The organism is Novosphingobium sp. UBA6272 (assembly GCF_002440635.1).
GTDB lineage: Bacteria > Pseudomonadota > Alphaproteobacteria > Sphingomonadales > Sphingomonadaceae > Novosphingobium.
This window is the reverse complement of record NZ_DJUW01000032.1, coordinates 1-26,457: the sequence shown is the minus strand read 5'-3', so window position 1 is coordinate 26,457 and position 26,457 is coordinate 1. Positions and strand designations below refer to the sequence as shown.

Here is a 26,457-nt window from a genome sequence, read left to right as displayed (position 1 = left end):
TTAGGCGAAGATCGTCTCGCTTCCAGGTGCAAGACAAGACGTAAGCAAAAACGGGTTCAAAACTACAAGGAAGGAAAAGGGCCATGGATGCAACCCATGCCGATACCAACGAAATGCTCATCACTTTGACGTCAGACATTGTCGCTGCCCATGTCAGCAACAACAATGTCGCCGTAGAAGACGTGGCTGGCCTGATCAGCAATGTCTTCGGCGCCCTTGCCGGACTCGGCCAGGCTGTCGTCGTGGAAGAGAAGATGCCAGAGCCGGCGGTTTCGATCCGCTCGTCTATCAAGCCGGACTTCATCGTCTGTCTTGAAGACGGCAAGAAGCTGAAGATGCTCAAGCGTCACCTGATGACTCACTACAACCTGACTCCGGATCAGTATCGCGCGCGCTGGAATCTGCCCGCCGACTATCCGATGGTCGCTCCCAGCTACGCCGAAAAGCGCCGCGATCTTGCCAAGAAGATTGGCCTTGGTCGTAAGCCCGGCCAAAAGCGGGGCCGCAAGAAGGCAGCCTGATCAGGCCGCTTTCGGTTGAAGATATCGCCCGCCGGTCTATGATCGGCGGGCGTTTCTTTTTCCGAACGGATATTTCGTGCACCAAGCCATCGATATCGAAGCCCTCTGCGCAGAACGGGGACTGCGGATCACCGAACAACGCCGGGTGATCGCCAAGGTCCTGTCCGAAGCAACCGACCACCCCGATGTCGAAGCCTTGCATGAGCGGGCCTCGGCAATTGACCCGAAGATCTCGATCGCCACGGTCTATCGCACCGTCCGCCTGTTCGAAGAGGCCGGAATTCTTGACCGCCACGATTTTGGCGACGGCCGCTCGCGCTATGAAGCCGCGCCCGAAGCCCACCACGATCACCTGATCGACGTCGAAACCGGCAAGGTGATCGAATTCGTCGACCCCGAACTCGAAGCCCTGCAGCGGCAGATCGCCGAGAAACTGGGTTACCGGCTGGTCGACCACCGGATGGAACTCTACGGCGTGCGGCTCGAACGCCAAGGCTGATGGCGCTCGCCCTCGCCCGCCCCCGGTCGATCTCGCTGCTCGGCTGGCTGCGGATCGCCGTGCGACTGCCGGCGATGCTGTTGCTGCTGCTGGCCTGCCTGCCGCTATATTATGTCCACCGGCTGCTGCGGCTGCATAACCCCTGGCCGCGGGTGTTCCTGGGCGGGGTCGCCTGGATTGCCGGTGTCCACGTCAGGCACAAGGGCGAGAAGGTTCATCGCGGTGCCTTTCTGCTGGCCAATCATGTCAGCTGGATCGACATTCCCGCGCTTGCCGGGGCAACCGGGACCGCGTTCGTCGGCCACGATGGACTCGCCTCGCTGCCGCTGCTGAAAACGCTGTGCGAAATGAACGACACGGTCTTCGTCGCGCGGCACGATCGCGCCTCGATTGCCCATCAGGTTGAGGCTGTCCGCAGCGCGCTCAGCGATACAGGTGCGCTGACGGTCTTTCCCGAGGGCACCACCAGCGACGGTACCGGCTTGCTGGTCTTCAAGAGCTCGCTGCTATCGGCGCTGGAACCGCTGCCGGCCGGGATCGCCGTCCAGCCGGTGCTGCTCGACTATGGCCCGGAAGCGGCACGGATCGCCTGGGTCGGCGAAGAGCACGGGCTCGACAATTTCCTGCGGATCCTGGCGCGTGGCCGCGCCGTGCGGCTGACCTTGTACTTCCTGCCGCCGCTGGCGGGGGCTGACCTCGAAAACCGCAAGACAATCGCCCAGGCTGCGCGCGATGCGCTGTCCCGCGAACTGGCCAGGACACAGTGACAAAGCCCGACCAGCTGCCCGCTTTCGATTCCAACAAAGCCATCCCCTATCACGCCGCAGGCATGCGCCTGCCCGTTGGCGTGATCGGTGAGCTGCGGATCTGGGGCAGATCGGCGCTGCTGGCGCTGGCCATGCTGGTGTTGGTGCCGCTGCACTACCTGTTCCGGCTGATTAAATACGGCTCACCCTTTCCGATGTACTTCCTGCGCTGGGCCACCTGGGTGATCGGAGCGCGGGTCAAGGTTCACGGGGTGCCGCTGAAGCGCGACGTGTTCTTCATGCCCAACCACGCTTCGTGGTTCGATATTCCGGTGCTGGGCGGGATCACCGGCTCGGCCTTCGTATCCCGCGCCGAAATCGCCGACATGTGGATGCTCGGCTGGATGGCGCGGCTCAACCGCACGATCTTCGTCAAGCGCGAGGCGCGGATGAACATCGCCGAGCAGATCAACGACCTGCGCGAGGCGGTGGCCGATACCTGGTCGGTGGTGATCTTCCCCGAAGGGACCGTCACCGACGGCCATTCGCTGCTGCCGTTCAAGACCTCGATGCTGCGCGTGCTGGAGCCTCCGCCGCCCGGCATGCTGGTCCAGCCGGTGGTGCTCGACTACGGGCCGATTGCCGAGTGGCAGGCCTGGCTCGACCGCGAAACCGGGATCGGCAACGCCCGGCGCCTGTTCGCCCGGCGCGGGACCTTTGCGGTCCATGTCCATTTCCTCGATCCGTTCGATCCGCACGATGTTGCCGGCCGCAAGGCGGTTGCCGCCGAGGCCCGCCGCCAGATCGAGGGCAAGCTGACCGAATGCCTCGGCAAGCCGCCGCGCCCGTTCCGTTATGACCTGCCGATGGTCGGCTATGTCGCGCCCCGGGACGAAGCGTTGGATTCCGCCTGAAGCGCCGCTATAGGCCCGTCACCATGCACCCCGCTCCACCCCCAAAGACCTACCGGGTCAAAAGCTTCGGCTGCCAGATGAACGTCTATGATGGCGAGCGGATGGCCGAGCTGCTGGCCGACCAGGGCATCGTTCCCGCGCCGGAGGGCGAGGAAGCCGATCTGGTGGTGCTCAACACCTGCCACATCCGCGAAAAGGCCGCCGAGAAAGTCTATTCCGACATTGGCCGGCTCCGCCGCGAGGATGGCACCGCGCCGCTGATCGCGGTGGCCGGCTGCGTCGCCCAGGCCGAGGGCGAGGAGATCATCAAGCGCGCGCCCAGCGTGTCGATGGTGGTGGGACCGCAGGCTTATCACAGACTTCCCGGCATGATCGCAGAAGCGGTTGAGGGGCGCCGCTCGGTCGATACCGACATGCCGGCCGAGACCAAGTTCGACGTGCTGCCGGCCCGCCGCAAGGTTGGCCCCAGCGCCTTCCTGACTGTGCAGGAAGGTTGCGACAAGTTCTGCACCTATTGCGTCGTGCCCTATACCCGCGGCGCGGAAATATCGCGGCCCTACAGCGATTTGGTGGCCGAAGCGCACAGGCTGGTCGAAGCCGGAGCGCGCGAAATCACCCTGCTCGGCCAGAACGTCAACGCCTGGCGTGATGACAACAATCGCGGGCTCGAAAAGCTGATCGAGGCGCTGGCCGCGATCCCCGAACTGGCCCGCATTCGCTATACCACCAGCCACCCCAACGACATGACCCCGGGGCTGATCGAGGCGCACCGCGATGTGCCCAAGCTGATGCCGTTCCTGCACTTGCCGGTCCAGGCCGGGAACGACCGGGTGCTCAAGGCGATGAACCGCAGCCACACCGCCGAAAGCTATCTGCGGGTGCTCGATCAGGTCCGTGCGATGCGGCCCGACATTGCCCTGTCGGGCGATTTCATTGTCGGCTTCCCCGCTGAGACCGAGGCCGAGTTCGCGGATACGCTGAAGCTGGTCGAACAGGTCGGCTATGCCCAGTGCTTCAGCTTCAAGTATTCGCCCCGCCCCGGCACCCCCGCAGCGACCATGGCGGATCAGATCGCCCCCGAAGTGATGGACGAGCGCCTCCAGCGCCTCCAGGCCGCGCTGAATGCCAGCCAGCTCGTCTTCAACCAGGCCTCGGTCGGCAAGCGCTGCCAGGTGCTGGTTGAGCGCAAGGGCAAGCTTAAAGGCCAATGGCTCGGCAAATCGCCCTGGCTGCAATCGGTCCATTTCTTCGGCGATGCGGCGATCGGCGATCTGGTCGAGGTCGAACTGGTCGCGGCCGGTGGAAACTCGCTCTCGGCCAAACTGTTGCAGCCAGTCCACGCCTGAGCTGTTTTCCACTGCCCGTCATCGTCCTGTCGCTTGCGCGCGGCACGCTTGCGCCTATCTTCCGACTCAGGGCCGCACCGGCCCGGCTTGAAAGGAGCAAATGGCCCGCAAACCTGCTCGCGCCTGGCACGAGGCGCCAACCCGTTCCGCCCCCGCACGCGCGCGGGCCGAAATCGAGTTTGAAGAAGCGACCATGCTGGGTGCGCTGTTCGGGCAGTTCGATGCCAACCTGGTGCTGATCGAGAACCGGCTGGGCGTGTTCATTTCCGCGCGCGGCAACCGCGTCCAGATCGAAGGGCCGGAAGACAGCGTCGCTCGCGCCCGCGACGTGCTCAAGACCATGCATCAGCGGCTGCTTCAGGGCCATGAACTGGATCCCGGCGCGGTCGAATCGATCATCGTGATGTCGGCCGAACCGACCCTGGAAGGGATCGTGGCGGGCGATGACGGCGCTCCGCCGATCATGATCCGCACCCGCAAGAAAACGATCGTCCCGCGCAGCGCGACCCAGATCGAATATATGAAGGCGCTGGCCAGCACCGACGTGATATTCGCGCTTGGCCCGGCGGGCACCGGCAAGACCTATGTCGCGGTGGCCCAAGCGGTCAGCCAGCTGATGACCGGTTCGGTCCAGCGCCTGATCCTCAGCCGCCCGGCGGTGGAAGCGGGCGAGCGGCTCGGCTTCCTGCCCGGCGACATGAAGGAAAAGGTCGATCCCTACCTGCGCCCGCTTTACGACGCGCTCTATGATTGCATGCCGCCCGAGCAGGTTGAGCGGCGGCTGGCCAATGGCGAGATCGAAATCGCCCCGATCGCCTTCATGCGCGGACGGACGCTGGCCGACAGCTTCATCATCCTCGACGAAGCGCAGAACACCACCCGCGAACAGATGAAGATGTTCCTGACCCGGTTCGGGATGAACAGCCGGATGGTGATCTGCGGAGATCCCAAGCAGGTCGACATTCCCGGCGGCCCGGCGATGAGCGGCCTGAACGACGCGGTCGCCCGATTGGATGGCGTCGAAGGCATTGCGGTGACGCGCTTCACCGTCGCCGATGTGGTCCGCCACCCGATCGTCGGGCGGATTGTCGAGGCTTATGAAGGTAACGAGGGTTGAGGCATTGGTTCGCATTGCCGCTGCTGGCGTTTGCGACGCCGGCTGCCGCCGATTGGCAGTATACCCGCTGGGGCATGCCGCTTGACGAGGTGATTGCTGCGTCATCGGGCAAGGCAACGCTTGTTCCGGAAGAAAAGGGCAAGCGGATCCGCAAGCTGCAGCGCCTGGCCATCGGTTCGGTGACCGAAGGCAAGGCGGAGTTCCAGGTCGAATTCTATTTCGACAAGAAGAAGCTGAAACTGATCCGTTATGTGCCGACCAGCAAGATCAGTTGCGGCGAAGAGGAGCAATTGCTGATCGAGCAGTTCGGGCCAGCCGAGCCGAGCACGATGCAGTTCCAGTTCACCACAATGAACAAGGCTGTTGGCAAGAGCCGGAAATTGAAATGGGCTTATCCGGTCGAAAATCAACTGACCTTCTCGACGCTTTGGTTCGAACGCGAGGACATGCCGGGGATCAAGACCGAACAGATCTGCACCGCAGTAATAGAGCCAAAGGAAGCCGCCTGATCTCGCCCGTTCATTGCGTCGCACCGGATTTGATCCGGGGCCCCGCTTTTCTTGGTTGCCGCTTGGCGCTTGCCCGCCCTAGGTAGCCGCACCCCGGGTCAAGCCCGGGGTGACGGAGTTAGATTTGGAACTCGAAATCGACATTGCCGCGTCCTGGCCTTCCCCGCCCGACTGGGAGGAGCTGACCGCGCTCGCTGCTGCCGCGCTGTCCCAAACCGTCCCCGAACTCGCCAATCCGCGCCTGTCGGTTTCGATCCTGTTCGCCGACGATGCCGAGGTTCACGCGCTCAATGCCGAATGGCGCGGCAAGGACAAGCCGACCAATGTGCTGTCCTTCCCGATGCTGGAGCGGGAGGAACTGCTGGCGCTCGGCCCGGACGGTCCGCCCGAACTGCTCGGCGATATCGCACTGGCACTCGAAACCTGCACGCGGGAGGCGGTGGACAAGGGGATCGGCCTCGAACACCATGCAACGCACCTGATCGTCCACGGCCTGCTCCATCTGGCCGGATACGATCACGAAACCTCGCCCGAAGATGCCCGGGCGATGGAGCGCCTTGAAATAAAGGCCCTTGCCCTTTTGGCCATTGCCGACCCATATGGCGACCACGACGAGCAATAGGGACTGCGACAAGGGGCAATGCCCGAAATATCTTCCGGAGACGCGGACAGTAGAAGCCTGCTGACCCGCCTGATGCGCCGCTTCCTGCACGGGGGCGACGCCGACCAATCGCTGCGCGCCCAGCTGGAAGAAGCCATCGACGAGCACGAGGAAGACGGCGAGGCCGATAGCGGCAACGGCGATCTCTCTCCGCTCGAGCGGCAGATGCTGCGCAACCTGCTGCACTTTTCCGAGCACGACGCCGATGACGTGGCGATCCCGCGCGGCGAAATCATTGCGATCCCGCGAAGCGCCACCTGGGACGAGGTGATCGCGGCCTTTGCCGAACACGGCCATTCGCGCCTGCCGGTCTATGCCGATACGCTGGACGAAGTGGTCGGCATGATGCTGATCAAGGACGTGTTCTCGTTCCTGGCTCAGGGCAAGGTGCCCAAGGACTGGACCCAGCTGATGCGCCAGCCGCTGTTCGTGCCGCAGGCGCGCAATGCGCTCGACGTGCTCAACGACATGCGCGCGAGCCGGGTCCACCTGGCCGTGGTGGTCGACGAATATTCCGGCACCGACGGGATAATCACGATCGAGGATCTGGTCGAGGAAATCATCGGCGAGATCGAGGACGAGCACGACGATGCGCCGACCGAACTGCTGATCCCGCTGGATGGCGGGCTGTGGGAAGCCGATGCCCGGGCCGAACTGGACGATGTCGGCGAGGCGATCGACGCGCGGCTGGGCGAGATCGACGAAGACGTCGACACCCTGGGCGGACTGGCCTTTGTCCTGGCCGGCCAGGTCCCCTCGGTCGGCGCGGTGCTGGCGCATGACAGCGGCTGGCATCTCGAAGTTATCGCCGGCGACGAAAAGCGCGTCACCCGGCTGCGGCTGCATCCCCCGGCCACGGCCGAAGCGGCGGAGGACTGAGCGCTTGGCGATCCGCCGCCTTCCCCCGCTGCGCGCGATCGAGGCCTTTGTGCGGATCGTCCGGCTCGGCTCGGCCCGCGCCGCGGCGGACGAGCTCGGCCTTTCGCCCAGCGCGCTGTCGCGACGGGTAGCGGCGCTGGAAGAGTTCATCGGCAAGCGGCTGTTCACCCGCCAGCACCAGTCGATGAAGCTGACCGACGATGGCCAGGCCTTCTACAACGCAGTCGGCCCGAAATTCGATGAGCTCGCCGCTGCGGTCGAAGGTCAGGTGGAAGACAGCAGGGTGCTGCGTCTGCACCTGGGCATGTTGCCGCTATTCGGCAGCCAGCGGCTGTTCCCGCGCCTGCCCGAGCTGCGCAAGCAGTTCCCCCGGCTGCACATCGATTTCGATACCAGCCCGCACCTCGAAACCCGAGTGGGTGATACGCTCGACGCCGCGATCGTGCTGTCCAAAAAGCCCGAGGCGATGTTCCACGCGGTCCAGCTCGACCAGAACCGGGTCTATGCGATAACCAGCAAGGCACTGGCCGAAGAAATCGGTCCCGCGCCCGACCGGGACACCCTGTCGCGCCAGACCTTCCTGATCCACACCGAACTGCCCGACAGCTTCAGCGCTTGGAAAGTGGCGATCGGCCTGCCCGATCTTGAGCCCGCCGCGATCGACCACTACGATTCGGGCCAGCTGATCCTCGAGGCCGCCGCCAACGGCCTCGGCATCGCGATCATGCACGATGATCACTTCATCCGCGCCCATGACAGCCGCCTCGCCCGGCTGTTCGATGTCGAGGTGGAGAGCCCCTATTCCTACTGGTTCATCTGCCGCCCCCACGCGCTGGACGTGCGCGCGGTGCGGATCTTCCACGACTGGTTGGTGAAGGCCGGGCTTTGAGTCAGAATGGGCGGATGAAACGCCGATTCGTCCTTGCCGCCCTGCCCGCCATGCTGCTTGCGCTGACCGGCGCGGCGAAGCCGAAGAAGGGAGCGGCCAAACCGGCACCCGCCCCTGCTCCGCCGCCCTTGAGCGATGTGGTGCGGATCGAGATCGTCACAGAACTCGGCACGATCACCGCCGACCTGTTCCACAAGCAGGCCCCGATCACGGTCAAGAACATCGTCCGCTATGTCGACAGCCGCCGCTATGACGGGGTGACCTTCTACCGCGCGATGAAGCTTGAATGGGGGACCCAGCCCAACGGCCTGATCCAGACCGGGATCCGCGATGCGACCAAGCTGTTCCCGCCGATCGCGCATGAGCCGACCAATGTTACCGGGATCAAGCACAAGACCGGCACGCTCTCGCTCGCGCGCAATGCCCCGGGCACGGCGCGGGCCGATTTCTCGATCCTGATGAGCGATCTGTCGGGCTATGACGCGGTGCCGGATTCGCCCGATCCCGAGGCGCGGGCCGGTTATTGCGCGTTCGGCCAGGTGGTCAGCGGAATGGATGTCGCCCGCAAGATCTTCGACGCGCCGCGCTCCGCCACGCTGGGTGAAGGGGTGATGAAAGGCCAGATGCTGAGCCCGCCGGTCAAGGTGCTGCGGGTGCGCCGGGTGCCGATCGGCCCGGCTTAGCAATACCTTAGCCATTTTGCCTTAGTCCGTCCGGCGATTGGAAACCGTCGGGGGGCGATGCAATGAACGATTACGTTGGCGTACCGCCGCAGCGGGGTGGTCTAGGTTTTGGCCGCCGGGGCATGGCCGAAACGCCAAGGCCCGCCGCCGATTCCTTCACGCTGAGTACCGCAGCGCAGGAATTCATCGCCCAGGACCGGATGCGCCGCCAGGCCGAGCTCGATGCCGCACAGGCACAGGCCCAGGCAGCCCCGCCGCCCGAGGCCATGGTCAACGACATCGATTTCGAAATCGGCGGAACCGATTCGCAATACCTGGTGGTCGAACTCGATCCCGGTGAAGCGGTAATCGCCAAGAACGGGGCGATGATCTGGAAGGACACCGCCGTCAGCTTCGACACCGTGATGGGTGACGGCGCCGAACAGGGCATACTCAAGAAGGTGATGTCGGCCGGAACCAACCTGCTGGGCGGCGAGAACCTGTTCCTAGCCCAATTTCGCCACATGGGTGCAGGCAAGGCGCGCGTCGCAGTTGGCGGACACAGCACCGGTCATATCCTGCCGGTCCGGCTCGAGGCGATGGGCGGGCGGCTGATCTGCCAGCGCGGCGCCTTTCTGGCCGCAGCCAAGGGCGTGGCGGTTACCGTGCGCTGGGCCGGCAGTTTCTGGACCGGGCTGGAAGGCGGCGAAGGCTTTATCCTGCAGGAGCTGGCCGGCACCGGCTGGGCCTTCATCCACGTTGGCGGGAGCCTGATCGAGCGCGAACTTGCCCCGGGCGAGCAGCTGCACATTGACGCCGGATGCATCGCGGCGTTCGAGCCCAGCGTCCACTTCGATACCGTCGATGTCGGCACCACCATGCTGAAGGATATCAAGAACACCCTGACCGGCGGCGAAGGCTGGTTGTTCGCGCGCCTGACCGGACCGGGCAAGGTCTGGATCCAGACGCTTCCGTTCAGCCGCCTGTCGCGCACGATCGTGGCCGAGGCCGACCTCACCCCCGAAGGCACAACCTTTGGCGGCGGCAAGGATGGGATATCCTATGGCGACGTGATCGACGGCATGAGCACCGCGATGAAACTGTTCCGCTAGCCAGCGGAATGACGGATGGCGGAGCTGTTGGGCGATGGCCCCAGCAAGTTCGATTGGGGCCTGGCCCCGCCACCCGTCGCACAAGTACCGACCCCGCCTGTCACGAGGGAATCCGGCCAGGCCGGCTGTGCTACCGGTCTGCTGCGGACGATCCACCGGATTTCTGGGGGAACGGTGGGCCGCCGAAGCGAACAGGGCCCAATAGGCAGGTTCGCTTCGGCTCTGCACCAACTAAATGAAAACTTGTAAGATTTTTCAGGACAATCAGCAGCTGCTTAGCTGACGGTGGCCTTCTCGATCACGCCCGGTTCGCGCGGCGGCTCACCCTTGGGCAGGGCATCGACGAATTCCATCCCTTCTTCGACCTGGCCCCAGACAGTGTACTGGCGATCAAGAAAGGTGGCATCGTCGAAGCAGATGAAGAACTGGCTGTTGGCCGAATGCGGCGCATTGGTCCGCGCCATCGAGCAGACCCCGCGCACGTGCGGTTCGTTGTTGAATTCGGCCTGAAGGTCGGGCTTGGACGAGCCGCCCATCCCGGTGCCGTTGGGGCAGCCGCCCTGGGCCATGAAGCCGGGGATCACACGGTGGAACTTCACGCCGTCGTAAAAGCCTTCGTTGGCCAGCTCTACAATCCGGGCAACGTGACCCGGAGCAAGGTCCGGACGCAGCTTGATCTTGACGTCGCCGCCGCTGGAAAGCGAGAGGGTAAGGTATTCGGCCATGGGTAGTCTCCTGCAATTTGCGGGCTGATATAGGGGGCCTGCGGACAAAGTCACGCCCCGAACATCTGGGCAGTTGCATTTGCCTAGCGTCCGCCTAGACCGGCGCCCATGACTGTCGAGGATCGCCCCGAAAACCTGCTTGAAGCCGCCGCCGCGGCCGATGAGGTGCAGGCGGTGGAAAGTCTCGACGAAGAAAACACCCTGACCCGCGATTTCGTCCGGCTGGTCCGCGATGCGCTGGAAGCCGGGGAGACCGACCGGGTCTACGATCTGGTCGAGCCGCTCCACCCGGCCGACATCGCCGATCTGTTCGAACTGGTCGAGGCGGACGAACGCCCGTTGCTGGCCAAGGCGATCAGCGACCTGATGGGCTCGGAAGTCTTTGCCGAGCTCAACGATCACGTCCGCGAACTGCTGGTCGAAGCACTGCCGGCCGGTGAAGTGGCCGACATCGCCGAACAGCTCGACACCGACGACGCGGTGGCGATGCTGGAGGACCTTGACGAGGACGACCAGCAGGCCGTGCTCGCCGAGATGGAGCCTGAAGACCGCGCGGTCATCGAAGCCGCGCTGTCCTATCCGGAAGAATCCGCCGGGCGCCTGATGAGCCGCGATTTCGTCGCGGTGCCCGAACACATGACCGTCGGCGATCTGATCGATTTCCTGCGCGAAGGGCGCGATCTCGCCAACGAGTTCTGGGAAATTTTCATCGTCGACGCGCGGTTCCATCCGGTTGGCACCTGCGCGCTCAGCTGGATCCTGCGCTGCCCACGCGCGATCGCGCTGAGCGACGTGATGAAACGCGACCAGAGCCTGATCCCGGTCGACATGGATCAGGAAGAAGTCGCGCTGCGGTTCCAGAAATATGCCCTGATCAGCGCGGCGGTGGTCGATCACGACGGGCGGCTGGTCGGCCAGATCACCGTCGACGATGTGGTCCACATCATCCAGGAAGAAGCCGGCGAAGACGTGCTGCTGCTCTCCGGTGCGGGCGATGGCGACATCAACGAGCCGATCCGCGAGAGCTATGTCAGCCGGGTCCGCTGGCTGATCGCCAACCTCGCAACCGCGCTGCTGGGCACCAGCATCATCGCCAGCTTTGGCGGCGCGATCGAAAAGCTGGTTGCGCTGGCCGCGCTTTCGCCGATGGTCGCCTCGATCGGCGGCAATGCCGGAACCCAGACCATGGCCGTCGCGGTCCGCGCGCTCGCCACCAACCAGCTGACCCGGGCCAACACCGGGCGGATCCTGTGGCGCGAAATGCGTGTCGCCATGCTCAACGGGGTGACCGTCGCGACGCTGATCGGCCTGGCCACCGCCTTCTTCTTTGCCAACCCGCTGCTCGGCCTGGTGATCGGCACGGCCGTGATACTCAACATCATTACCGCGGGCCTGGCCGGTGTGATGGTCCCGGTGCTGTTCGACCGCTTTGGCCAGGACCCGGCGGTGGCGAGTTCGGTGTTCGTGACGATGATCACCGATTCGATGGGCTTCTTCGCATTCCTGGGGCTGGCGGTGGCCAGCGGGCTGGTCTGATCCGATGCCGCTGCATCTGACCAAGGTCGCCTATGGCGCCACCTCGCTGGAGGACATGCGCGCTTGGTTTTCCCAGCGCGGCGATGTTGCCCGGCTGACCACCCGCTACCTGCCGAAGCGCCATGCGGAGATCGTCCCTGCCGATGGTTCCGGGGGCGGCTCGCTGTTCTGGATCTACAAGCACCAGCTGGTGATGCGCAGCCCGATCCTGGGCTTCGAAGAGGCCGAGGGCGGCAAGACCCACATCGTCATTTCGACCGAACTGATCCCGGTCCACCCCCGCCCCAAGCGCGCGCATCAGGGCTGGCGCTATCTCGACCAGGCGGACGCTCCGATTGATCTGAACGCAGGCGAGGAAGCGGGCGAGATGCTGCCTGGCGAACTGGCCAGCGAACTGGCCCGACTGGGTCTCGTCTAACGCCTACCAGCGCAGCAGGCGCGGCAAGGCGATCCGCCCGGCGATCCCGGCGAGCACTACCGTCATACCATGCCAAACGCCGATGTGGGCCAGCGCGTTGACCGGGCACTGCAGCGCAACCGCAAATATTCCGGCCGATCCCGCCGCAACCCCGGCGAGCAGCCCCGCGCGCGCTGGATTGGATGGTGCTCCGCGCCGCAGCCACACCACCAATGTTGCGGCGGTGAGCAGGCTCCAGCCGAGGCCATAGAGCATGCATTCAAGCCCGCCCCAATGCACGCCGCTGTCTTCGCCTTGGCTTAGATTGCCGCTGATCACCACGATCGCAGACACCGGCAGAACTGCAGCCATCAGCGCGGTCCAGACCCAGCCTTCGCGGCGCGAGCCGACTGCCGGCCGGGCCATGTCGACCGCCGCCCAGGATGAGGCCAGGGTCAGGACCAGGAACAGCCCGGCCGAGATCAGGAACATCGCATCGGGATGCCCGCCTGCCAGATCAGGCCGGGGACCGCGCAGCCAGAGCATGGTCAGCGCGCCGGCCAACAAGGCCGCCACGGCCCAGCCCATGCCGCGCCGTTGCTGCAGCGGTCGGGCCGGCTTCAGATCATCAACCAGCCCGGCGATGAAGTCGTCATTGGGGTGCGGCATCGGGTTCAAGCCTTCTCTATCAATGCGGTGAGGCGCTTGAGGCCTCGATGAATGTTGACCTTGATCAGGCTTTCGCTCTGTCCGGTCGATTGGGATGCTTCGGCAATCGACAGCCCTTCGATCTTGACCAGCTCAATTGCCCGTTGCTGGGCATCGGGCAAGGCCTCGAACAGCCGCTCCAGGCTGATCCGGGCGGTGATTTCGGGCTCGTCGGAATGGGCCGCAAGGTCGTGGTCTTCCAGATCGTCCTCGGCCCGGCGATAGGCTTGGCGCAGGTGATCGACAAAACGATAGCGGGCGATTGCCGCCAGCCAGGGAATGAAGGGCCGGTCGGGTTGATAGCTGGCCAGCTTGCGGTGAACCGAGAGCAGGGTCTCCTGCACCAGATCGTCAAGCTGCCAGGGCATCACCCGGCGGCGGAAATAGCGATTGAGCCAGCCCCGCGACGCTTGCAGCAGCGCAGTATAGGCCTGCCGGTCGCCGCGCTGCGAAAGCGCGGCGAGCCGGGCCAGACTGGCTTCATCGGCAATCATCCGCGCTTGCCCGCCAACAGGGCGTCAAGGCTGAACAACCCGCCGCCCCGAGCGATCAGCACCAGTGCCAGCGCGGCCCACAGCGAATGCTCCGGCCACCAGGCATCGGGATAGACGAAGAACTGGATCACCAGGGTCATGCCGAGCAGCGCCAGGGCCGAAAACCGCGTGAACAAGCCGGCCAGCAGCAGCGCGGGCAGCACATGCTCGGCGGCATTGGCCATCACCGCCGCGAACTGGGGCGGCAACGGAACGCCGGCATATTCGGTGCGGAACAGTTCATAGGTTGTCTCGGTCAGCTTGAACCAGGTGCCTTCTTCTACCTTGGTCTGGCCGGAACGCCAGAACACCCCGCCAAGGACCACCCGGACGAAGGCCAATACCAGGCTTTCGGGCACGCGGCCCGAAAGCTTGGCGGTGATCGCGTCGTAATGTCCGGTCAGGCTGGACACCAGGCTCACGCTTGGGGTTCCAGCGAGCCGTGACCCTTGGGGGTCTTGATCGTCAGGCAGGTGCCCTTGGGTACCAGCTTCCAGGCGTTGCCCTGGTAATCGCGGGTCGACGATCCGGCGCAGCTGGTGCCGGGGCCGGCCTTGCAATCGTTCTTGCCTGCCTTGGAGATGCCATAGCACTTTTCGGTCGGCTTGGCACTGGCCTGCTGGGCCTGGGCCGTGCTGGCCAGCGCAGCGATGGCGATTGCAGCGATCAGCGGCACGGCGGTCTTGGTCGGGTTCATCGGGTCTCTCCTTCAACAAGCGAGCACCGCCAGACGGGCGCTCTGCCGGTCAATTCGCAGGTGGGACGCACCCGGTTACAAAGTGACGCGGAAAAAACTTTTTGAGCGGCGCTGTAACCGCGCGCGCCGTGCTGGCGAACCAGCCGATGCCATCCTGGCAGAACCGAACCTCAGGAGAGTCCCCCCATGCTTACCTTCAAGACCAGCGCCGCGATTGCCTCGGCCGCCTTTGCCGTCGCCCTGTCCGCCGCCGCCCAGGCCGCCCCCGCCCCCGCAGGCAGCAGCGGCGCCGCGCTTGCCGGCACCGACACCGTCCATTGCTACGGCGTCAACAGCTGCAAGGGCACCGCCGATTGCAAGACCACCGAGCACGACTGCAAGGGCATGAACGCCTGCAAGGGTCACGGTTTCAAGGCGATGGCCGCGGGCCAGTGCCTGAAGCGTGGCGGCACGATCGGCGACATCGGCCAGTAAGCCCCCCGGCCCGGCGGGTCCCAGCCCCCCACCCCGCCCGCCGGGCCACCCCTTCTGGATGCTCCCAACCATGAACCAGACCATCGACCCGTTCACCGGCTTCGGCCTGGGCCTGCGCAAGGAACATCACGCCGATTTCCTGGCGGAGCAGCAACCGGTCGATTTCGTCGAGATCATCTCGGAGAATTTCATGGCCTGCGGCGGCCGACCGCTCGCCACCCTGCGCGCGGTGCGTGAGCGCTATCCGGTGATCATGCACGGCGTCTCGATGTCGCTGGGTTCGGCCCGCGGGCCCGATCGCGCCTATCTGGCCGAGCTCAAGGCGCTGGCCCGCCAGATCGATCCGCTGTGGCTGTCGGACCATCTCTGCTGGACCGGGATCGATGCGCACAATTCGCACGATCTGCTGCCGCTGCCCTATACCGAGGAAGCGCTCGACCGCTTCTGCGCCAACCTGACTTTCGCGCAGGACGTGCTGGAACGACCGCTGCTGATCGAGAACCCTTCAAGCTATGTCAGCTTTGCCGAAAGCACGATGACCGAATGGGAATTCCTCGCCGCCATGGCTGAGCGGACCGGCTGTTATCTGCTGCTCGATGTCAACAACGTCTATGTCACAAGCGTCAATCACCGCTTCGATCCCGCTGCTTTCCTGCAAGCGATCCCGCCGGACCGGGTCCGCCAGATCCACCTCGCCGGGCATAGTGCCGGACCCGAAAGCATGCTGATCGACACCCACGATGCTGCTGTGCGCGCCGAAGTCTGGGAGCTTTATGCTCAGGCCGTGCGGCTGTTCGGCCCTTGCGCGACCATGATCGAACGCGATGACGCGATCCCGCCACTGGCAGAGCTGCTGGCCGAACTCGATCAGGCGCGCAGCGCCGCCAGGCTGCCGGCATGAGCCTGATCGACACCCAGCGCAGCTTCCTGGCCGAGATCGCGGCGGATGACGATGCGCCGCCGTCTTCGCTGGGCATGGCGATCTACCGCAACGCCTATCGCGCCCGGCTGAGCGATGCACTGGCGATCAGCTTTGAACGCACTCGCCGCTGGGTTGGCGAGGACCTGTTCGACACGGCCGCCGCGCATTACATCCTCGCCCACCCGCCCTCGAATTGGACACTCGACGCTTTTGGAGACCGCTTTTCCGAAGCGCTCGAAACGCTGTTTGCCGAAGACCCCGAAGTGGCCGAGCTGGCCTGGCTGGAATGGCACATGCAGCAGGCCTTCGCGGCGCCGGACCGATCCGAGCTCACCGCCGCCCAGCTCGGCGCAGCGGGACTTGCCGACCCGGACTGGGCCGAGATCCGCTTCACGATGGCCGCCGGCTTCGCCGCACGGCCGACTCGCCACGATCTTGCCCGATTATGGCATTCGTTGAGCGACGTTGGGACCCCCGTGGAAGGGGTGGACACCACCGAACCGCAAGTCCTGATTGTCTGGCGCCAGCAATTTCGGCCGCGTTTCCGCTTGATCGATCAGGAGGAAGCCGCGGTGCTCGACAATCTCTCGAACGGATTGCCGTTCGGTCAGGCCGCGTCCGAATGCGATCCAGACCAGCTTGGCCGGTGGCTGGCAGCCTGGCTGACGGACGGCCTTTTCTCAGCCTTCTCGGTTGACGCGGCTACTGACCTTGCCGTTCCTGACGCAGCTTCGCGATCACTGACCTGACGTCGTATTCGTCGTCCCCGTCATAGCGCGGGGCGTGTTCCGCAAAGGCCGCATAGAGCGCGTCGATCCGTTCGTGGATCCGGACGACATTGTAGGCGTGGGCAACAACGAACCGTTCGCAGGCCAGTATCTGCGGCACGATGATTTCCGCGAACCGGCTTGCCGCCATGCCGTTGCGCATCACTGCATCGGGGCCGATTGCAGTATGGACCCAACCGGGGATTACCAGGCCGGCATGGACGTGGCCGGGCAGATCCTCGCGCAGGCTTTCGGTCAGGCCGAGCACCGCATGCTTGGCGGCGATGTATGCGGCGGTGTGCGGAACCGCGCAGAACAGCGAATTTTCCGAGCCGGTGTTGTAGATCGCGCTTGGCGACTGCTGCGCGGCGAGCCGCGGGGCGAAGGCGCGGCAGCCATGCCAGACGCCCCAGAAATTGATGTCGAAATGCGCACGCGCGACCTCCGGATCGACTTCCCACAGCTTGCCGCGCGGGCCGCCGACACCGGCATTGTTGAACACCAGATCAACCTGCCCGAACGCAGCGAAGGCAGCTTCGGCCAGGGCTTCGACCGAGGCCAGATCGGCGACGTCACAAACCTGCCCGAGCGCCTTGATCCCCGCATCGTTCAACCGGGCGCCCGCCTCAGCCAGAGCATCCCCGTCGCGGTCCGCCAGCATTACTGCCGCACCGCGCCGCCCCAGTTCTTCCGATACGGCCAGCCCGATCCCGCTCGCCCCGCCGGTGATAACTGCGGCGGAAACGGTCAGGGCCTCGGTCATGCCGCCAGACCCTCCTTCATCGCCACCCGCTTCAGCGCATTGGCGTAAACCTCAGGCTCCTGCGCGCCAGGGATCAGGTACTTGCCCTGGACCAGCATCGCGGGGACGCCGCTGATGTTCATGTCCCAGGCCTGGGCCTCCTCGCGGCGGACCAGCTGGCCCAGCACTTCATCGTCGATCGCCGCGCGGGCCTTGGTCCGGTCCAGCCCGACCGAGGCAGCTACATCGGCGAGGACTTCGGGATCGCCCAGCTTTCGCCGCTGCTGGAAATGGGCATCGAACAGCGCGCGCTTCAGTGCGGTCTGCCGCTCGGCCCCGGCTTCGATCAGCGCCCACTTCAGCAGCTTGTGTGCATCGAAGGTGTTCCACATCATCGCGGGCGGGGCTTCGCCCTCGCCGCTCCAGGCAAAGGAGTAACCGGCCCGCTCACCGATCTCGAGCAGGCGGGCGCGGTTGCTCTCGGCTTCCTGCACCGTCCGGCCATATTTGCGGGCGATGTGCTCGCTCTGCCCTTCTCCTTCGGGCGGCATATCCGGGTTGAGTTCGAACGGCAGCCAGCGGACCTCGGCCTCGATCTCACCCTCCAGCAGAGCAAGGCCCTTCTGCAGCTGGGCATAGCCGATGATGCACCATGGGCACATCACGTCCGAATAGATGTCGATCGTCAGTTTTGCTGGGCTGGTCATTGGGCAAGCCACCATTTCAGGAGGTGATGGGCGATCGCCTGCGGCGGCGGGGCGATGAAGCGGCCGTCCTCGTCCCCGCGCATCGCCGCTTCGACTTCGGCGCGAGTAAACCAGTCGGCCTCTTCCAGCTCGGTCCGGTCGATCGTCAGCACATCGTCCAGCGCCTGGGCATAACAGCCGATCATCAGGCTGGAGGGGAATGGCCAGGGCTGGCTGCCGACATAGGACACGGCTCCGACCGCCACCCCTGCCTCTTCCAGCACTTCGCGCGCGACGGCTTCCTCGATGCTTTCACCGGGTTCGACAAAGCCCGCCAGCGCCGAGAAACGCCGCGGCGGAAAGCGCGGCTGGCGGCCGAGCAGCAGGCGGCCGTCATGTTCGACCAGCATGATCGTGACCGGATCGACCCGGGGATAATGCTCGCCCTTGCAGACATCGTTGGTGCAGTTGCGCTGCCAGCCGCCCTTGGCCAGTACCGTGGGATTGCCGCAGCGGGCGCAATAGCGGTGGCGGGCATGCCAATCGACCAGGCTGCGCGCGGTGCCGTAAGTCGCCAGTTCCTCATGGCTGAGGCTGCCCATCGCCGCCCACAACCGCGGATTGGCCGGCGCCACGCTGCCCAGCAGCCTGGGTGCGACCTCCGCAAAGCAGCCCTTGCCCGCGACCAGGCCGAGGAAGACCAGTTCGCTTTCGGGATCGGCATCGGCCAAGGTGCCCCATTCCAGCCCGCCTTCGGGCGAGAACACCGGATCGAGACCGTCAAGCTTGAGCAGCCGGGCCCGCCAGTCCATCAGCGCGGCCAGCCTATCCGCATCGGCGCGGATATGATCGGCCCGGTCGAGCCCCGATCCGGCAAAGGCGATCGCGCCAATGGTCACGCCGGCTTGCCCTTTCCGGCTTGCAAATCGGACCCGACCGCCTTGGGGAATTCAGCCAGGATCGGCAGCCGGTCCTGCGGCATATATTGGACATAAAGCCCGGTCCGCAGTTTCAGCTTGGTGTTGCACATCCCGACCGTGCCAGCCGCGCCCGACCAGCCGTAGAGCCCCTCGTTGGCCCCGGTGCCAACGATCCCTCCGGCGCCAAAATGGCTGCCAGCGACCCAGGTGCCAGACAGGTCCGCGCCTTCGGGGAGCAGGTTGGAAGTGCCCTGCCGAACCGTCGCCTCCTTCATGATCCGCTTGCCGCCATGCAGCCCGCCATTGACGATCATCGCCAGGAACTTGTCGAAGTCGGCCGGACTGGTGACCAGACCGGAGCCGCCATAGGCAAAGGGCGTGGGCTTCAGGTAGATCGAGTTTCTTGGCTTGTCGATCGGCAACGGAGTGGAGCCCAGCAAGCCATAATTGGTGGTCAGCCGCGCCGTTGCGGAACCCGGTACGTGAAAATAGGTGCTGGCCATGCCGAGCGGATCGAACAAGCGTTCCTGCAGGAACGCGGCAAAGCTCTTGGCCCCGGCGGCCCGCTGAATGATGATCCCCAGCACGTCGAGCGCCATCGAATAGCGCCAGACCTTGCCCGGCTCCGCGACCAGCGGCACACTGGCGGTACGGCGCAGAAACTCGTCGGGCTCGGGGACCGGCACACTGGTACCGATTCCCGGGATCGGCATGGTGGTGACGATTGCCGGGACCAGCCCGAGCCGCTCGAGCTCGCGGGTGATCGGCTTATTCTTGCCAACCCCGGCATAGCCAAGGCCAGCAGTGTGGGTCAGCAGGTGGCGGACGGTGATCAGCTGATCGGTCGGCTTGGCGTCCAATCCCTTGTCCGGATCAATTGCCACCTTCATTTTCGCAAATTCGGGCGCGAAATCGGCGATCGGCTGGTCGAGCCGCAGCTTGCCTTCCTCGATTAGCAGCATCGCCGCCATGCCGGTCACCGGCTTGGTCTGCGAATAGGCCCGGAACAGGCTCTGCTCGGCCGCCGCATCGGGATCGTCGAAGCCTTCTTTGCCGCGGCGGATATAGCCGGGAGCGGCGGTGCCCCAACCGAGCGCCGCAACCATGCCGGCGACCTTGCGTTGGCTAACGTACTTGTCGAGCATCGCCGTCACCGCCGGCCAATCGGCATCGATCGCGCGCGGGGCGGCTTTGGCCTTGGCCAGCGCCTCGGCCAGTGGCAGCGCCGACAGCGCCGCACCGGCTCCCAGCCAGGCGCTGCCGCGAAGAAGGTTGCGGCGCGAAAGCGCCAGGTCTTCGATCTGGTACACGTTCAATTCTCCCGGTCTTGGGCCAGCGCGAGCCGCGCCGCCTTGGCAAACAGTGTGGGCAGCCCCGCCTGGTCAAGCTCTGCCACCGGCCACCATTCGCCCTGTTGTGCCGCCAGCCTAGCCCAATCGCATCCCGAATAAAGCATCAATTGCAAATCGAGATCGAAGTGGGTGAATGAATGGCGGACGTTGCCGTGCGGCTCCCACGCGTCCGGCAGCGGCGGATCGGCTGCTCCATCGCCGCGCGCCGACCAGCTATCGTCAGGCAGTGCCCGCATCCCGCCGAGCATGCCCTTGTCGGCGCGTTTGACCAGCCAGACCTTGCCGTCCTGCTCGATCCAGAAGGCCCGTCCCCGGCGCTGCGGCTTGGCGGTCTTGGCCGGCTTGACCGGAAAGCGCTCCGCCCCTTCGCGGCGCCCCGTGCACAGCTCGCTCAGCGGGCAGAGCAGGCAGCGTGGCCCTCGGACCGTACATATGCCCGAACCGAGGTCCATCATCGCCTGGGCAAAATCGCCCGGCCGCTCATCGGGGGTTAGCTGCTCGGCCCGCTGACGGATCGCCGCCTTCGCCGCCGGCAGCGGCTCGTCGATCGCGAACAGCCGCGCCACCACTCGCTCAACATTGGCGTCGACGACTATGGCGCGGCGGTCAAAGGCAATCGCAGCGACAGCGGCGGCGGTATAGGCCCCCAGCCCCGGCAGTTCGCGCAAGGCGGCTTCGCTATCGGGAAAAGTCCCGCCCCGCGCCGCCACGGCCCGCGCGCAGGCCAGCAGGTTGCGGGCGCGGGCGTAATAGCCCAGCCCGGCCCAGGCCGCCATCACATCGGCATCCTCGGCTGCGGCGAGGTCTTTCACGGTCGGCCAGCGCGCCAGGAACTTCGCGAAGTAGGGTCCGACTGCCGCTACAGTGGTCTGCTGCAGCATCACTTCGGAAAGCCAGACCCGGTAGGGATCGGGCGGCGGTGCGCCCGGCGGGGCGCGCCACGGCAGGACGCGGGCGTTGGCGTCGTACCAGTCCAGCAGGCGTTTGGCGGTGGCTTCCATGTGCCGCCTATGGCATTGGCAAAGGCGCAATGGAACGGGACGCAGACAAGAAGGGCAAGAAGCCCACGGCCGGCGCTCGCCGCTATGAACGCCCGCGGGGGAGCGCGACCCGCCCGATCGGTGAGCTGATGCCCGAAATCGGCCGCACCGCCTTTCGCAAGTTCGGCTTCATCCAGTCCAGCGTGGTGACTCGCTGGGGCGAAATCGTCGGCGAACGCCACGCCCGGGTCTGCATGCCCGAGGCGATCCGCTTTCCTCCCGGCGAGAAGAGCGACGGGATCCTCGAACTGGTCGTGGTTCCGGCCCACGCGCCGTTTATCTCCCACGTTACGCCCGAGATCATCGAGCGGGTGAACCGCTTCTTCGGCTACAAGGCGGTGGCGCGGATCAAGCTTCGGCAAGGCGCGGTTAATCCACCGCCTGCTCAAAGACCCGCCGTGGCTCCGCCCTCGCTGCGGCCGATTCCGGTCGAACTGGGCGACAGCCTGCGCGACATCGGCGATGCCGAGCTGCGGACGGTGCTGGAATCGCTGGCCCGCAACCTGGGCGATGAAGACGGGGACTAGGGATTGAAGCCGGGTTTGAAAGCCGCACTGCTGGCCGTGGGAGCCGGACTGGCGCTTGCCGCGGCCCCGCCCGGCGGCTGGACCCGGACGATCGCCTTCACCGCCGATGCCGGGCATCTGGTCGGAAATCCCGAGGCGCCGGTGCGGCTGACCGAATATGTCCGTTACACCTGCCGCGAATGCGCGGCGTACAACCTGCAATCCGAAGGGGTGCTCGGCCTCGCCTACCTGCCCTCGGGCCGGATCGCGATCGAGGTCCGGCTGCTGACCGACAGCCCGGTCGACCTGACCACGGCGATGCTCGCCAGCTGCGGCGATCCGCGCAATTTCTTCATGAACCACAACGCCTTGTTGCGCGGCCAGAGCAAATGGATGGCACCGCTTGCCTATGCCACGGGAACGCAGAAGCAGCGCTGGAAGCATCCCGATCTCGGCACCCGCAACCGCGCAATTGCCGCCGACCTCAAGCTCTATGACATAATGACAGCGCGCGGATACGATCGCCAGCAGGTGGAACGCTGTCTCAATGACAAGGCACTGGCCGCCCGGCTGTCCGCCGCATCGCAGCTGGCCCTTTCCGCCGGCATTGCCAAAACTCCCGGTTTTTCAATCAACGGCAAACTGCTAGAGAACACCCATGACTGGGCCGCGCTGCGCCCGCAACTGGACGAAAGCCTGAGATAATGACCAAACTTCTTGCCGCCGCCATCGCCGGAACCCTTGCCGCCACCGCGCTCGTTGTTGCCGCGCCGGGGATTGCCGCGCCCGCCGCCAAGGCCAAGCCCGCCAAGGGAGCCTGGGACGCCAAGCTGACCCGCACTCCGGCCGGAAACCACCTGTTCGGCAATCCCGCCGCCAAGGTCCGGCTGGTCGAATTCATCAGCTATACCTGCCCGCACTGCGCGCATTACGCCCATGACAGCCAGGGCCCGCTGTTCACCGGTCCGGTCCGCCAGGGCAAGGTCGCGGTGGAAGTGCGGCCGTTCTTCCGCAATGTCGTCGACGTTCCGGCCACGCTGCTGGCCCAGTGCGGCCCCGATGCGAAGTTTTCTGGCAATCACCACGCGATCCTCGCTGCGCAGTCCAGCTGGCTCAAGAATCCGCCGGAAGAAGCCCAGAAGCGCTGGGCCACGCTGGAATTCGCGCCCCGGATGAAGGCCGTGGCTCAGGACATGGGCCTTTACCAGCTGATGCTCGGCCGCGGCTATACCCCGGCCCAGCTCGACCAGTGCCTCTCCAACCGGGCCCTCGCCCAGAAGCTGGCCGATCAGACCCAGGAAGCCAGCACCAAGATCGGCGTCCAGGGTACCCCCAGCTTCCTGATCAACGGCAAGCTGCAAGAGGTTTACGACTGGCAGAGCCTGCAGCCCCTGCTGGCCGCCGCCGCGCGCTGATTCACCTGTGGAGAAGCGCGGGGGGCCGAACCTGCCCGCTTCTTCGTCTGCCCGTTCCGGGCTAGCTTTCCCGACTCGAACACCAAGGAAACGACCCGCCATGCTTCCCACGCGCACCCGCCTGTTCCTGACCCTTGCCCTTGCCCCGCTGGCGCTCGCCGCCTGCAAGAGCGAACCTGCATCGCCCGCCGGGGACGCCCCAAAGGGTGAACCGGTCGCGGCGGTCGCTCCGCCGGCCGGCAAGGCCTGGACCGACGTGGTAGCGGTGACCGCCGATGGCGGCTACAAGATGGGCAACCCCAACGCGCCGATCAAACTGATGGAATATGGCGCGCTCAGCTGTTCGCACTGTGCCGAATTCTCTGAAACCGGTTCGAAGGAGCTGCTCGCCGATTTCGTCGCCAGCGGCAAAGTCAGCTATGAACTGCGCTTCTTCATGCTCAACGCGCTCGATGTCCCGGCAACGCTGCTCGCCACCTGCGGCGCACCCGAAGCGGTGATCCCGCTGGCCGATCAGTTCTGGGCCTTCCAGCCCACCATGTTCGACAATCTCAAGGCCAACCAGGCGCAGTTCCAGGCCGCTGGCGAACTGCCTCCGCAGCAGCGTTTTGGGGCAATTGCAAAGGCCGGCGGGATGGACCAGTTCTTCGCCAGCCGCGGCATCGCGCAGGCCCAGGGTGCGGCTTGTACCGCCGATATTACCAAGGCCACCGCGCTGGCCAATGCCACCAACAAGGCAACCAGCGAAATGGGCGTGACCGGCACGCCGACCTTCTTCCTCAACGGCGCGAAGATCGAAGGCAACACCTGGCCGGTGGTCAAGCTGGCGCTGCAGAACGCCGGGGCCCGCTAAGCCGGGCCACGGGGGGAACGGACCGGCACGATGCGGATCAAGCGGCTCAAGCTCTCTGGATTCAAGAGCTTTGTCGAGCCGGCTGAATTGCGCATCGAACCCGGGCTGACCGGGGTCGTCGGCCCCAACGGCTGTGGCAAGTCCAACCTGCTCGAGGCGATCCGCTGGGTGATGGGCGAAAGCTCGCCCAAATCGATGCGCGGCGGCGGGATGGAAGACGTGATCTTCGCCGGCACCGCCACCCGCCCGCCGCGCGATTTCGCCGAAGTGGTCCTGCATTGCGACACCGGGGACAACGACAGCGAACTCGAAGTCGTCCGCCGGATCGAGCGCGGGGCGGGCAGCGCCTACCGCGTCAATGGCCGCGATGTCCGGGCCAAGGACGTCAGTCTGGTCTTCGCCGACGCCGCCACCGGCGCGCACTCCCCCGCACTGGTCAGCCAGGGCAAGATCGCTGCGGTGATCGCGGCCAAGCCGGCCGAGCGCCGGATGATGCTGGAAGAAGCGGCCGGGATTGCCGGGCTGCACGTCCGCCGCAAGGATGCCGAGCAGAAGCTGCGCGCGACAGAGGCCAATCTCGCCCGGCTTGAAGACCTGATGGGCCAGCTCGACGCGCAGATCGGCTCGCTGCGCCGCCAGGCCCGCGCGGCGGAACGCTACAAAGCGCTGTCCGACAAGATCAAGGTGGCCGAGGCCCGGCTGATCTTCGCCCGCTGGCGCGATGCCGCCGCCGCGGCCGAAGCGGCCCGCGCCGAAGCGCAGGGGGCCGAAGCCCGCGTCGCCGAAGCGCAAGCGGCGATGAAGGCGGCACAGGACGCGCAGCACGCCGCCGCCAATGCCCTGGCCGAAGCGCGCGACGAACTTGCTGATCGGCGCGACGACGCCGGCGCGCACGGCCACCGGATGGCCCAGCTGACCAGTCAGCTCGAAGCCGCCGAGGAAAAGCTCAAGGATCTCGACCGTCAGCACCAACGGCTGGAGGAAGACCGCGGTGATGCCGACCGGCTGACCCGCGATGCCGCCGAAGCGCTGGCTCGTCTCGAGCGTGAACTGGCCGATGGCGAAGAAGCGCTGGTCGCTGATGAAAAGCGCCGCCCGGTCATCGCCGCCGCGCTCGACGATGCCGATCGCAACCTGCGCGCAGCCGAAATCGCCCTCGCCAATGCCACCGCCGCCCAGGCCGGGGTCGAAGCCGAATGGCGCGTCGCCGATGCCGAGCTTTCGCAGGCCCAGCAGCGCCTCTCGCGGCTGGAAGCCGAAGCCCGCCGCCAGGCCGAGCTGGCCGATAGCCTGACCCGCGAAGGCGATCCGCTCGAGGCGCTGGCAAGAGCCGAGCAGGCGCGCGATGCCGCAGTGACTGCGCTGGCCGCGGCGCGCACCGCGCTGGAAGGGCAGCAAGCCCGCAAGTCCGAGCTGCAGGCGGCGCGTGATGAAGCGTCTTCCGCGCTCGCCTCGGCCAGGGCCGAACTGGCGGGGGTGGAACGCGAACATGGCGCGCTGGTCCGCGACCGCGATGCCCGGGCGAAGCAGGCCGCCGGAAAGCATGGCAGGGTCGCGCTTGACGCGGTCCGCGCCGCGCCGGGCTATGAACGCGCGCTCGCGGCGGTGCTGGGGCGCGATGCCAAGGCACCGCTCGGCCCGGCGCAGCAGGGCGACGGGCGGTTCTGGACCGGCGCTGAGGCACCTACCGCCGTGGCCGGCAGCCTCGCCGCGCATGTCAGCCAGTGCCCGGACGAGCTCAAGGCCCGGCTGGCCCTGGTCCACGTGGCCGACGCCGACGATGGCCGCGCGCTGGGCCCCGGCGAATGGCTGGTCACCAAAGGCGGCCGGATCCGCCGCTGGGACGGATTCGTGAGCCAGGGCGAAGGCGCCGCCGAAGCCGCCCGGCTTGAGGCCGAGAACCGGCTGACCGCGCTTGAGGCCGAATTGCCGGCGCTGCGCAGCACGGCCGAGGCTGCCGAAGCGAGGGCTCAGGCTGTCACCGCCGAGCTGAGCGAGCTGCAACTGGGCGTGATTGCTTCCGAACGCGGACTGGCCGCTGCCGCCGATGCCGAACGCGCCGCATTGCGCGCGCTCGACCAGGCTGAGGCGGCCAAGGCCCGGATCGAAGCGCGGCGGGCCGAACTGGCTGCCAGCGCCAGCGATCTGGCCGAACAGCGCGGACAGGCCGAGGCTGAGCGCAAGGCCGCCGAGGCTCGCCGCGCCGAACTGCCCGATCCCGCAACCGGCCGCGCCCAGCTTGCCGCCGCGCAGGCCCGCCACGATGCCGCGCGCCAGGGCCTGCAAAGCGCCACCGCCGGGCTGGCCGCGCACGATCAGGCCCTCGCCG

32 protein-coding genes are annotated in these 26,457 nt (G+C 65.9%); 22 read left to right on the top strand and 10 right to left on the bottom strand.

The window, feature by feature from the left end:
• The first annotated feature begins 83 nt into the window (after positions 1-83).
• The 12 genes from B2V17_RS14950 (at position 84) to B2V17_RS14895 (ending at position 9,855) form a co-directional block, all read left to right on the top strand.
• Positions 84-521 (top strand): MucR family transcriptional regulator, encoded by a 438-nt coding sequence (locus B2V17_RS14950; RefSeq protein ID WP_292999036.1) that lies wholly within the window; start codon positions 84-86, stop codon positions 519-521.
• Positions 522-597: 76 nt separating this feature from the next.
• Positions 598-1,020, top strand: coding sequence for a Fur family transcriptional regulator (locus tag B2V17_RS14945; protein ID WP_292999034.1), 423 nt, complete (start codon positions 598-600; stop codon positions 1,018-1,020).
• Entirely contained in the window at positions 1,020-1,787 is a 768-nt protein-coding gene (locus B2V17_RS14940) for a lysophospholipid acyltransferase family protein (RefSeq protein ID WP_292999032.1), read from the top strand. Before B2V17_RS14945 ends, B2V17_RS14940 begins: the two co-directional genes overlap by 1 nt.
• Positions 1,784-2,680 (top strand): lysophospholipid acyltransferase family protein, encoded by an 897-nt coding sequence (locus B2V17_RS14935; protein ID WP_292999030.1) that lies wholly within the window; start codon positions 1,784-1,786, stop codon positions 2,678-2,680. The genes B2V17_RS14940 and B2V17_RS14935 overlap by 4 nt, the downstream gene beginning before the upstream one ends.
• Before the next feature lie 23 nt (positions 2,681-2,703).
• The gene (gene miaB, locus B2V17_RS14930) at positions 2,704-4,026 is read left to right on the top strand and encodes a tRNA (N6-isopentenyl adenosine(37)-C2)-methylthiotransferase MiaB (RefSeq protein WP_292999028.1); all 1,323 of its coding nucleotides are present in this window, start codon (positions 2,704-2,706) and stop codon (positions 4,024-4,026) included.
• A gap of 100 nt (positions 4,027-4,126) precedes the next feature.
• Positions 4,127-5,143 carry a PhoH family protein gene (locus B2V17_RS14925; protein ID WP_292999026.1) on the top strand — a complete coding sequence of 339 codons (1,017 nt, stop codon included), beginning with the start codon at positions 4,127-4,129 and terminating at the stop codon, positions 5,141-5,143.
• Complete coding sequence (locus B2V17_RS14920) at positions 5,140-5,652, top strand: hypothetical protein (RefSeq protein WP_292999024.1); 513 nt, start codon at positions 5,140-5,142, stop codon at positions 5,650-5,652. Before B2V17_RS14925 ends, B2V17_RS14920 begins: the two co-directional genes overlap by 4 nt.
• Positions 5,653-5,776: 124 nt before the next feature.
• Positions 5,777-6,274 (top strand): rRNA maturation RNase YbeY, encoded by a 498-nt coding sequence (gene ybeY, locus B2V17_RS14915; RefSeq protein ID WP_292999022.1) that lies wholly within the window; start codon positions 5,777-5,779, stop codon positions 6,272-6,274.
• A gap of 18 nt (positions 6,275-6,292) precedes the next feature.
• On the top strand, positions 6,293-7,192 hold the full coding sequence (locus B2V17_RS14910) for a hemolysin family protein (RefSeq protein ID WP_292999020.1): 900 nt from the start codon (positions 6,293-6,295) through the stop codon (positions 7,190-7,192).
• A 4-nt stretch (positions 7,193-7,196) separates the two neighbouring features.
• Entirely contained in the window at positions 7,197-8,081 is an 885-nt protein-coding gene (locus tag B2V17_RS14905; RefSeq protein ID WP_292999018.1) for a LysR substrate-binding domain-containing protein, read from the top strand.
• A gap of 14 nt (positions 8,082-8,095) precedes the next feature.
• Positions 8,096-8,764, top strand: coding sequence for a peptidylprolyl isomerase (locus tag B2V17_RS14900; RefSeq protein ID WP_292999016.1), 669 nt, complete (start codon positions 8,096-8,098; stop codon positions 8,762-8,764).
• Positions 8,765-8,826: 62 nt separating this feature from the next.
• The gene (locus tag B2V17_RS14895; protein WP_292999014.1) at positions 8,827-9,855 is read left to right on the top strand and encodes an AIM24 family protein; all 1,029 of its coding nucleotides are present in this window, start codon (positions 8,827-8,829) and stop codon (positions 9,853-9,855) included.
• Positions 9,856-10,130: 275 nt separating this feature from the next.
• Here the strand turns inward: B2V17_RS14895 and B2V17_RS14890 are convergent, their stop codons facing one another.
• Positions 10,131-10,580, bottom strand: a complete 450-nt coding sequence (locus B2V17_RS14890) for a peptidylprolyl isomerase (RefSeq protein ID WP_292999012.1) — start codon at positions 10,578-10,580, stop codon at positions 10,131-10,133.
• Between the two features lie 108 nt (positions 10,581-10,688).
• Between B2V17_RS14890 and mgtE the strand changes: the two genes are divergently transcribed.
• Both mgtE and B2V17_RS14880 read left to right on the top strand, forming a co-directional pair.
• A complete protein-coding gene (gene mgtE, locus B2V17_RS14885) occupies positions 10,689-12,116 on the top strand; it encodes a magnesium transporter (protein ID WP_292999010.1) in 1,428 nt (475 codons plus the stop codon).
• A gap of 4 nt (positions 12,117-12,120) precedes the next feature.
• Positions 12,121-12,534 (top strand): DUF1489 family protein, encoded by a 414-nt coding sequence (locus tag B2V17_RS14880; protein WP_292999008.1) that lies wholly within the window; start codon positions 12,121-12,123, stop codon positions 12,532-12,534.
• A gap of 3 nt (positions 12,535-12,537) precedes the next feature.
• Here the strand turns inward: B2V17_RS14880 and B2V17_RS14875 are convergent, their stop codons facing one another.
• Genes B2V17_RS14875 through B2V17_RS14860 form a run of 4 tightly spaced genes read right to left on the bottom strand, consistent with a single transcriptional unit; the run spans position 12,538 to position 14,451 of the window.
• A complete protein-coding gene (locus tag B2V17_RS14875; protein ID WP_292999006.1) occupies positions 12,538-13,182 on the bottom strand; it encodes a DUF1109 domain-containing protein in 645 nt (214 codons plus the stop codon).
• Between the two features lie 5 nt (positions 13,183-13,187).
• Positions 13,188-13,715, bottom strand: a complete 528-nt coding sequence (locus tag B2V17_RS14870) for a sigma-70 family RNA polymerase sigma factor (protein ID WP_292999004.1) — start codon at positions 13,713-13,715, stop codon at positions 13,188-13,190.
• The gene (locus tag B2V17_RS14865; protein WP_324475981.1) at positions 13,712-14,176 is read right to left on the bottom strand and encodes a DoxX family protein; all 465 of its coding nucleotides are present in this window, start codon (positions 14,174-14,176) and stop codon (positions 13,712-13,714) included. Before B2V17_RS14865 ends, B2V17_RS14870 begins: the two co-directional genes overlap by 4 nt.
• The gene (locus B2V17_RS14860; protein ID WP_292999002.1) at positions 14,173-14,451 is read right to left on the bottom strand and encodes a DUF2282 domain-containing protein; all 279 of its coding nucleotides are present in this window, start codon (positions 14,449-14,451) and stop codon (positions 14,173-14,175) included. Before B2V17_RS14860 ends, B2V17_RS14865 begins: the two co-directional genes overlap by 4 nt.
• Before the next feature lie 186 nt (positions 14,452-14,637).
• On the opposite strand from B2V17_RS14860, the gene B2V17_RS14855 reads away from it, so the two are divergent.
• The 3 genes from B2V17_RS14855 (at position 14,638) to B2V17_RS14845 (ending at position 16,596) form a co-directional block, all read left to right on the top strand.
• Positions 14,638-14,925 (top strand): hypothetical protein, encoded by a 288-nt coding sequence (locus B2V17_RS14855; protein WP_292999000.1) that lies wholly within the window; start codon positions 14,638-14,640, stop codon positions 14,923-14,925.
• Positions 14,926-14,995: 70 nt separating this feature from the next.
• On the top strand, positions 14,996-15,826 hold the full coding sequence (locus B2V17_RS14850) for a DUF692 domain-containing protein (protein WP_414690822.1): 831 nt from the start codon (positions 14,996-14,998) through the stop codon (positions 15,824-15,826).
• Positions 15,823-16,596, top strand: a complete 774-nt coding sequence (locus tag B2V17_RS14845; RefSeq protein WP_292998996.1) for a DNA-binding domain-containing protein — start codon at positions 15,823-15,825, stop codon at positions 16,594-16,596. Before B2V17_RS14850 ends, B2V17_RS14845 begins: the two co-directional genes overlap by 4 nt.
• On the opposite strand, the gene B2V17_RS14840 is transcribed toward B2V17_RS14845, so the two are convergent.
• Genes B2V17_RS14840 through B2V17_RS14820 form a run of 5 tightly spaced genes read right to left on the bottom strand, consistent with a single transcriptional unit; the run spans position 16,550 to position 21,315 of the window.
• Positions 16,550-17,377, bottom strand: coding sequence for an SDR family NAD(P)-dependent oxidoreductase (locus B2V17_RS14840; protein WP_292998994.1), 828 nt, complete (start codon positions 17,375-17,377; stop codon positions 16,550-16,552). The two genes, B2V17_RS14845 and B2V17_RS14840, sit on opposite strands and share 47 nt — an antisense overlap.
• Positions 17,374-18,063, bottom strand: a complete 690-nt coding sequence (locus B2V17_RS14835) for a DsbA family oxidoreductase (protein ID WP_292998992.1) — start codon at positions 18,061-18,063, stop codon at positions 17,374-17,376. Before B2V17_RS14835 ends, B2V17_RS14840 begins: the two co-directional genes overlap by 4 nt.
• A complete protein-coding gene (gene nudC, locus B2V17_RS14830) occupies positions 18,060-18,941 on the bottom strand; it encodes an NAD(+) diphosphatase (protein ID WP_292998990.1) in 882 nt (293 codons plus the stop codon). The genes B2V17_RS14835 and nudC overlap by 4 nt, the downstream gene beginning before the upstream one ends.
• Positions 18,938-20,272, bottom strand: a complete 1,335-nt coding sequence (locus tag B2V17_RS14825; protein WP_292998988.1) for a serine hydrolase domain-containing protein — start codon at positions 20,270-20,272, stop codon at positions 18,938-18,940. The genes nudC and B2V17_RS14825 overlap by 4 nt, the downstream gene beginning before the upstream one ends.
• A 2-nt stretch (positions 20,273-20,274) precedes the next feature.
• Positions 20,275-21,315 carry an A/G-specific adenine glycosylase gene (locus B2V17_RS14820; protein ID WP_292998986.1) on the bottom strand — a complete coding sequence of 347 codons (1,041 nt, stop codon included), beginning with the start codon at positions 21,313-21,315 and terminating at the stop codon, positions 20,275-20,277.
• Between the two features lie 29 nt (positions 21,316-21,344).
• On the opposite strand from B2V17_RS14820, the gene B2V17_RS14815 reads away from it, so the two are divergent.
• The 5 genes from B2V17_RS14815 to B2V17_RS14795 all read left to right on the top strand — a co-directional run.
• Positions 21,345-21,881 carry a DUF721 domain-containing protein gene (locus B2V17_RS14815; RefSeq protein ID WP_292998984.1) on the top strand — a complete coding sequence of 179 codons (537 nt, stop codon included), beginning with the start codon at positions 21,345-21,347 and terminating at the stop codon, positions 21,879-21,881.
• A 15-nt stretch (positions 21,882-21,896) separates the two neighbouring features.
• Positions 21,897-22,565, top strand: a complete 669-nt coding sequence (locus B2V17_RS14810) for a thioredoxin domain-containing protein (RefSeq protein WP_292998982.1) — start codon at positions 21,897-21,899, stop codon at positions 22,563-22,565.
• Complete coding sequence (locus B2V17_RS14805; protein WP_292998980.1) at positions 22,565-23,275, top strand: DsbA family protein; 711 nt, start codon at positions 22,565-22,567, stop codon at positions 23,273-23,275. Before B2V17_RS14810 ends, B2V17_RS14805 begins: the two co-directional genes overlap by 1 nt.
• A gap of 100 nt (positions 23,276-23,375) precedes the next feature.
• Positions 23,376-24,128, top strand: coding sequence for a thioredoxin domain-containing protein (locus B2V17_RS14800; RefSeq protein WP_292998978.1), 753 nt, complete (start codon positions 23,376-23,378; stop codon positions 24,126-24,128).
• A gap of 30 nt (positions 24,129-24,158) precedes the next feature.
• Positions 24,159-26,457 (top strand): chromosome segregation SMC family protein (locus B2V17_RS14795; protein WP_292998976.1); only part of this gene is annotated, 2,299 nt, incomplete at its 3' end.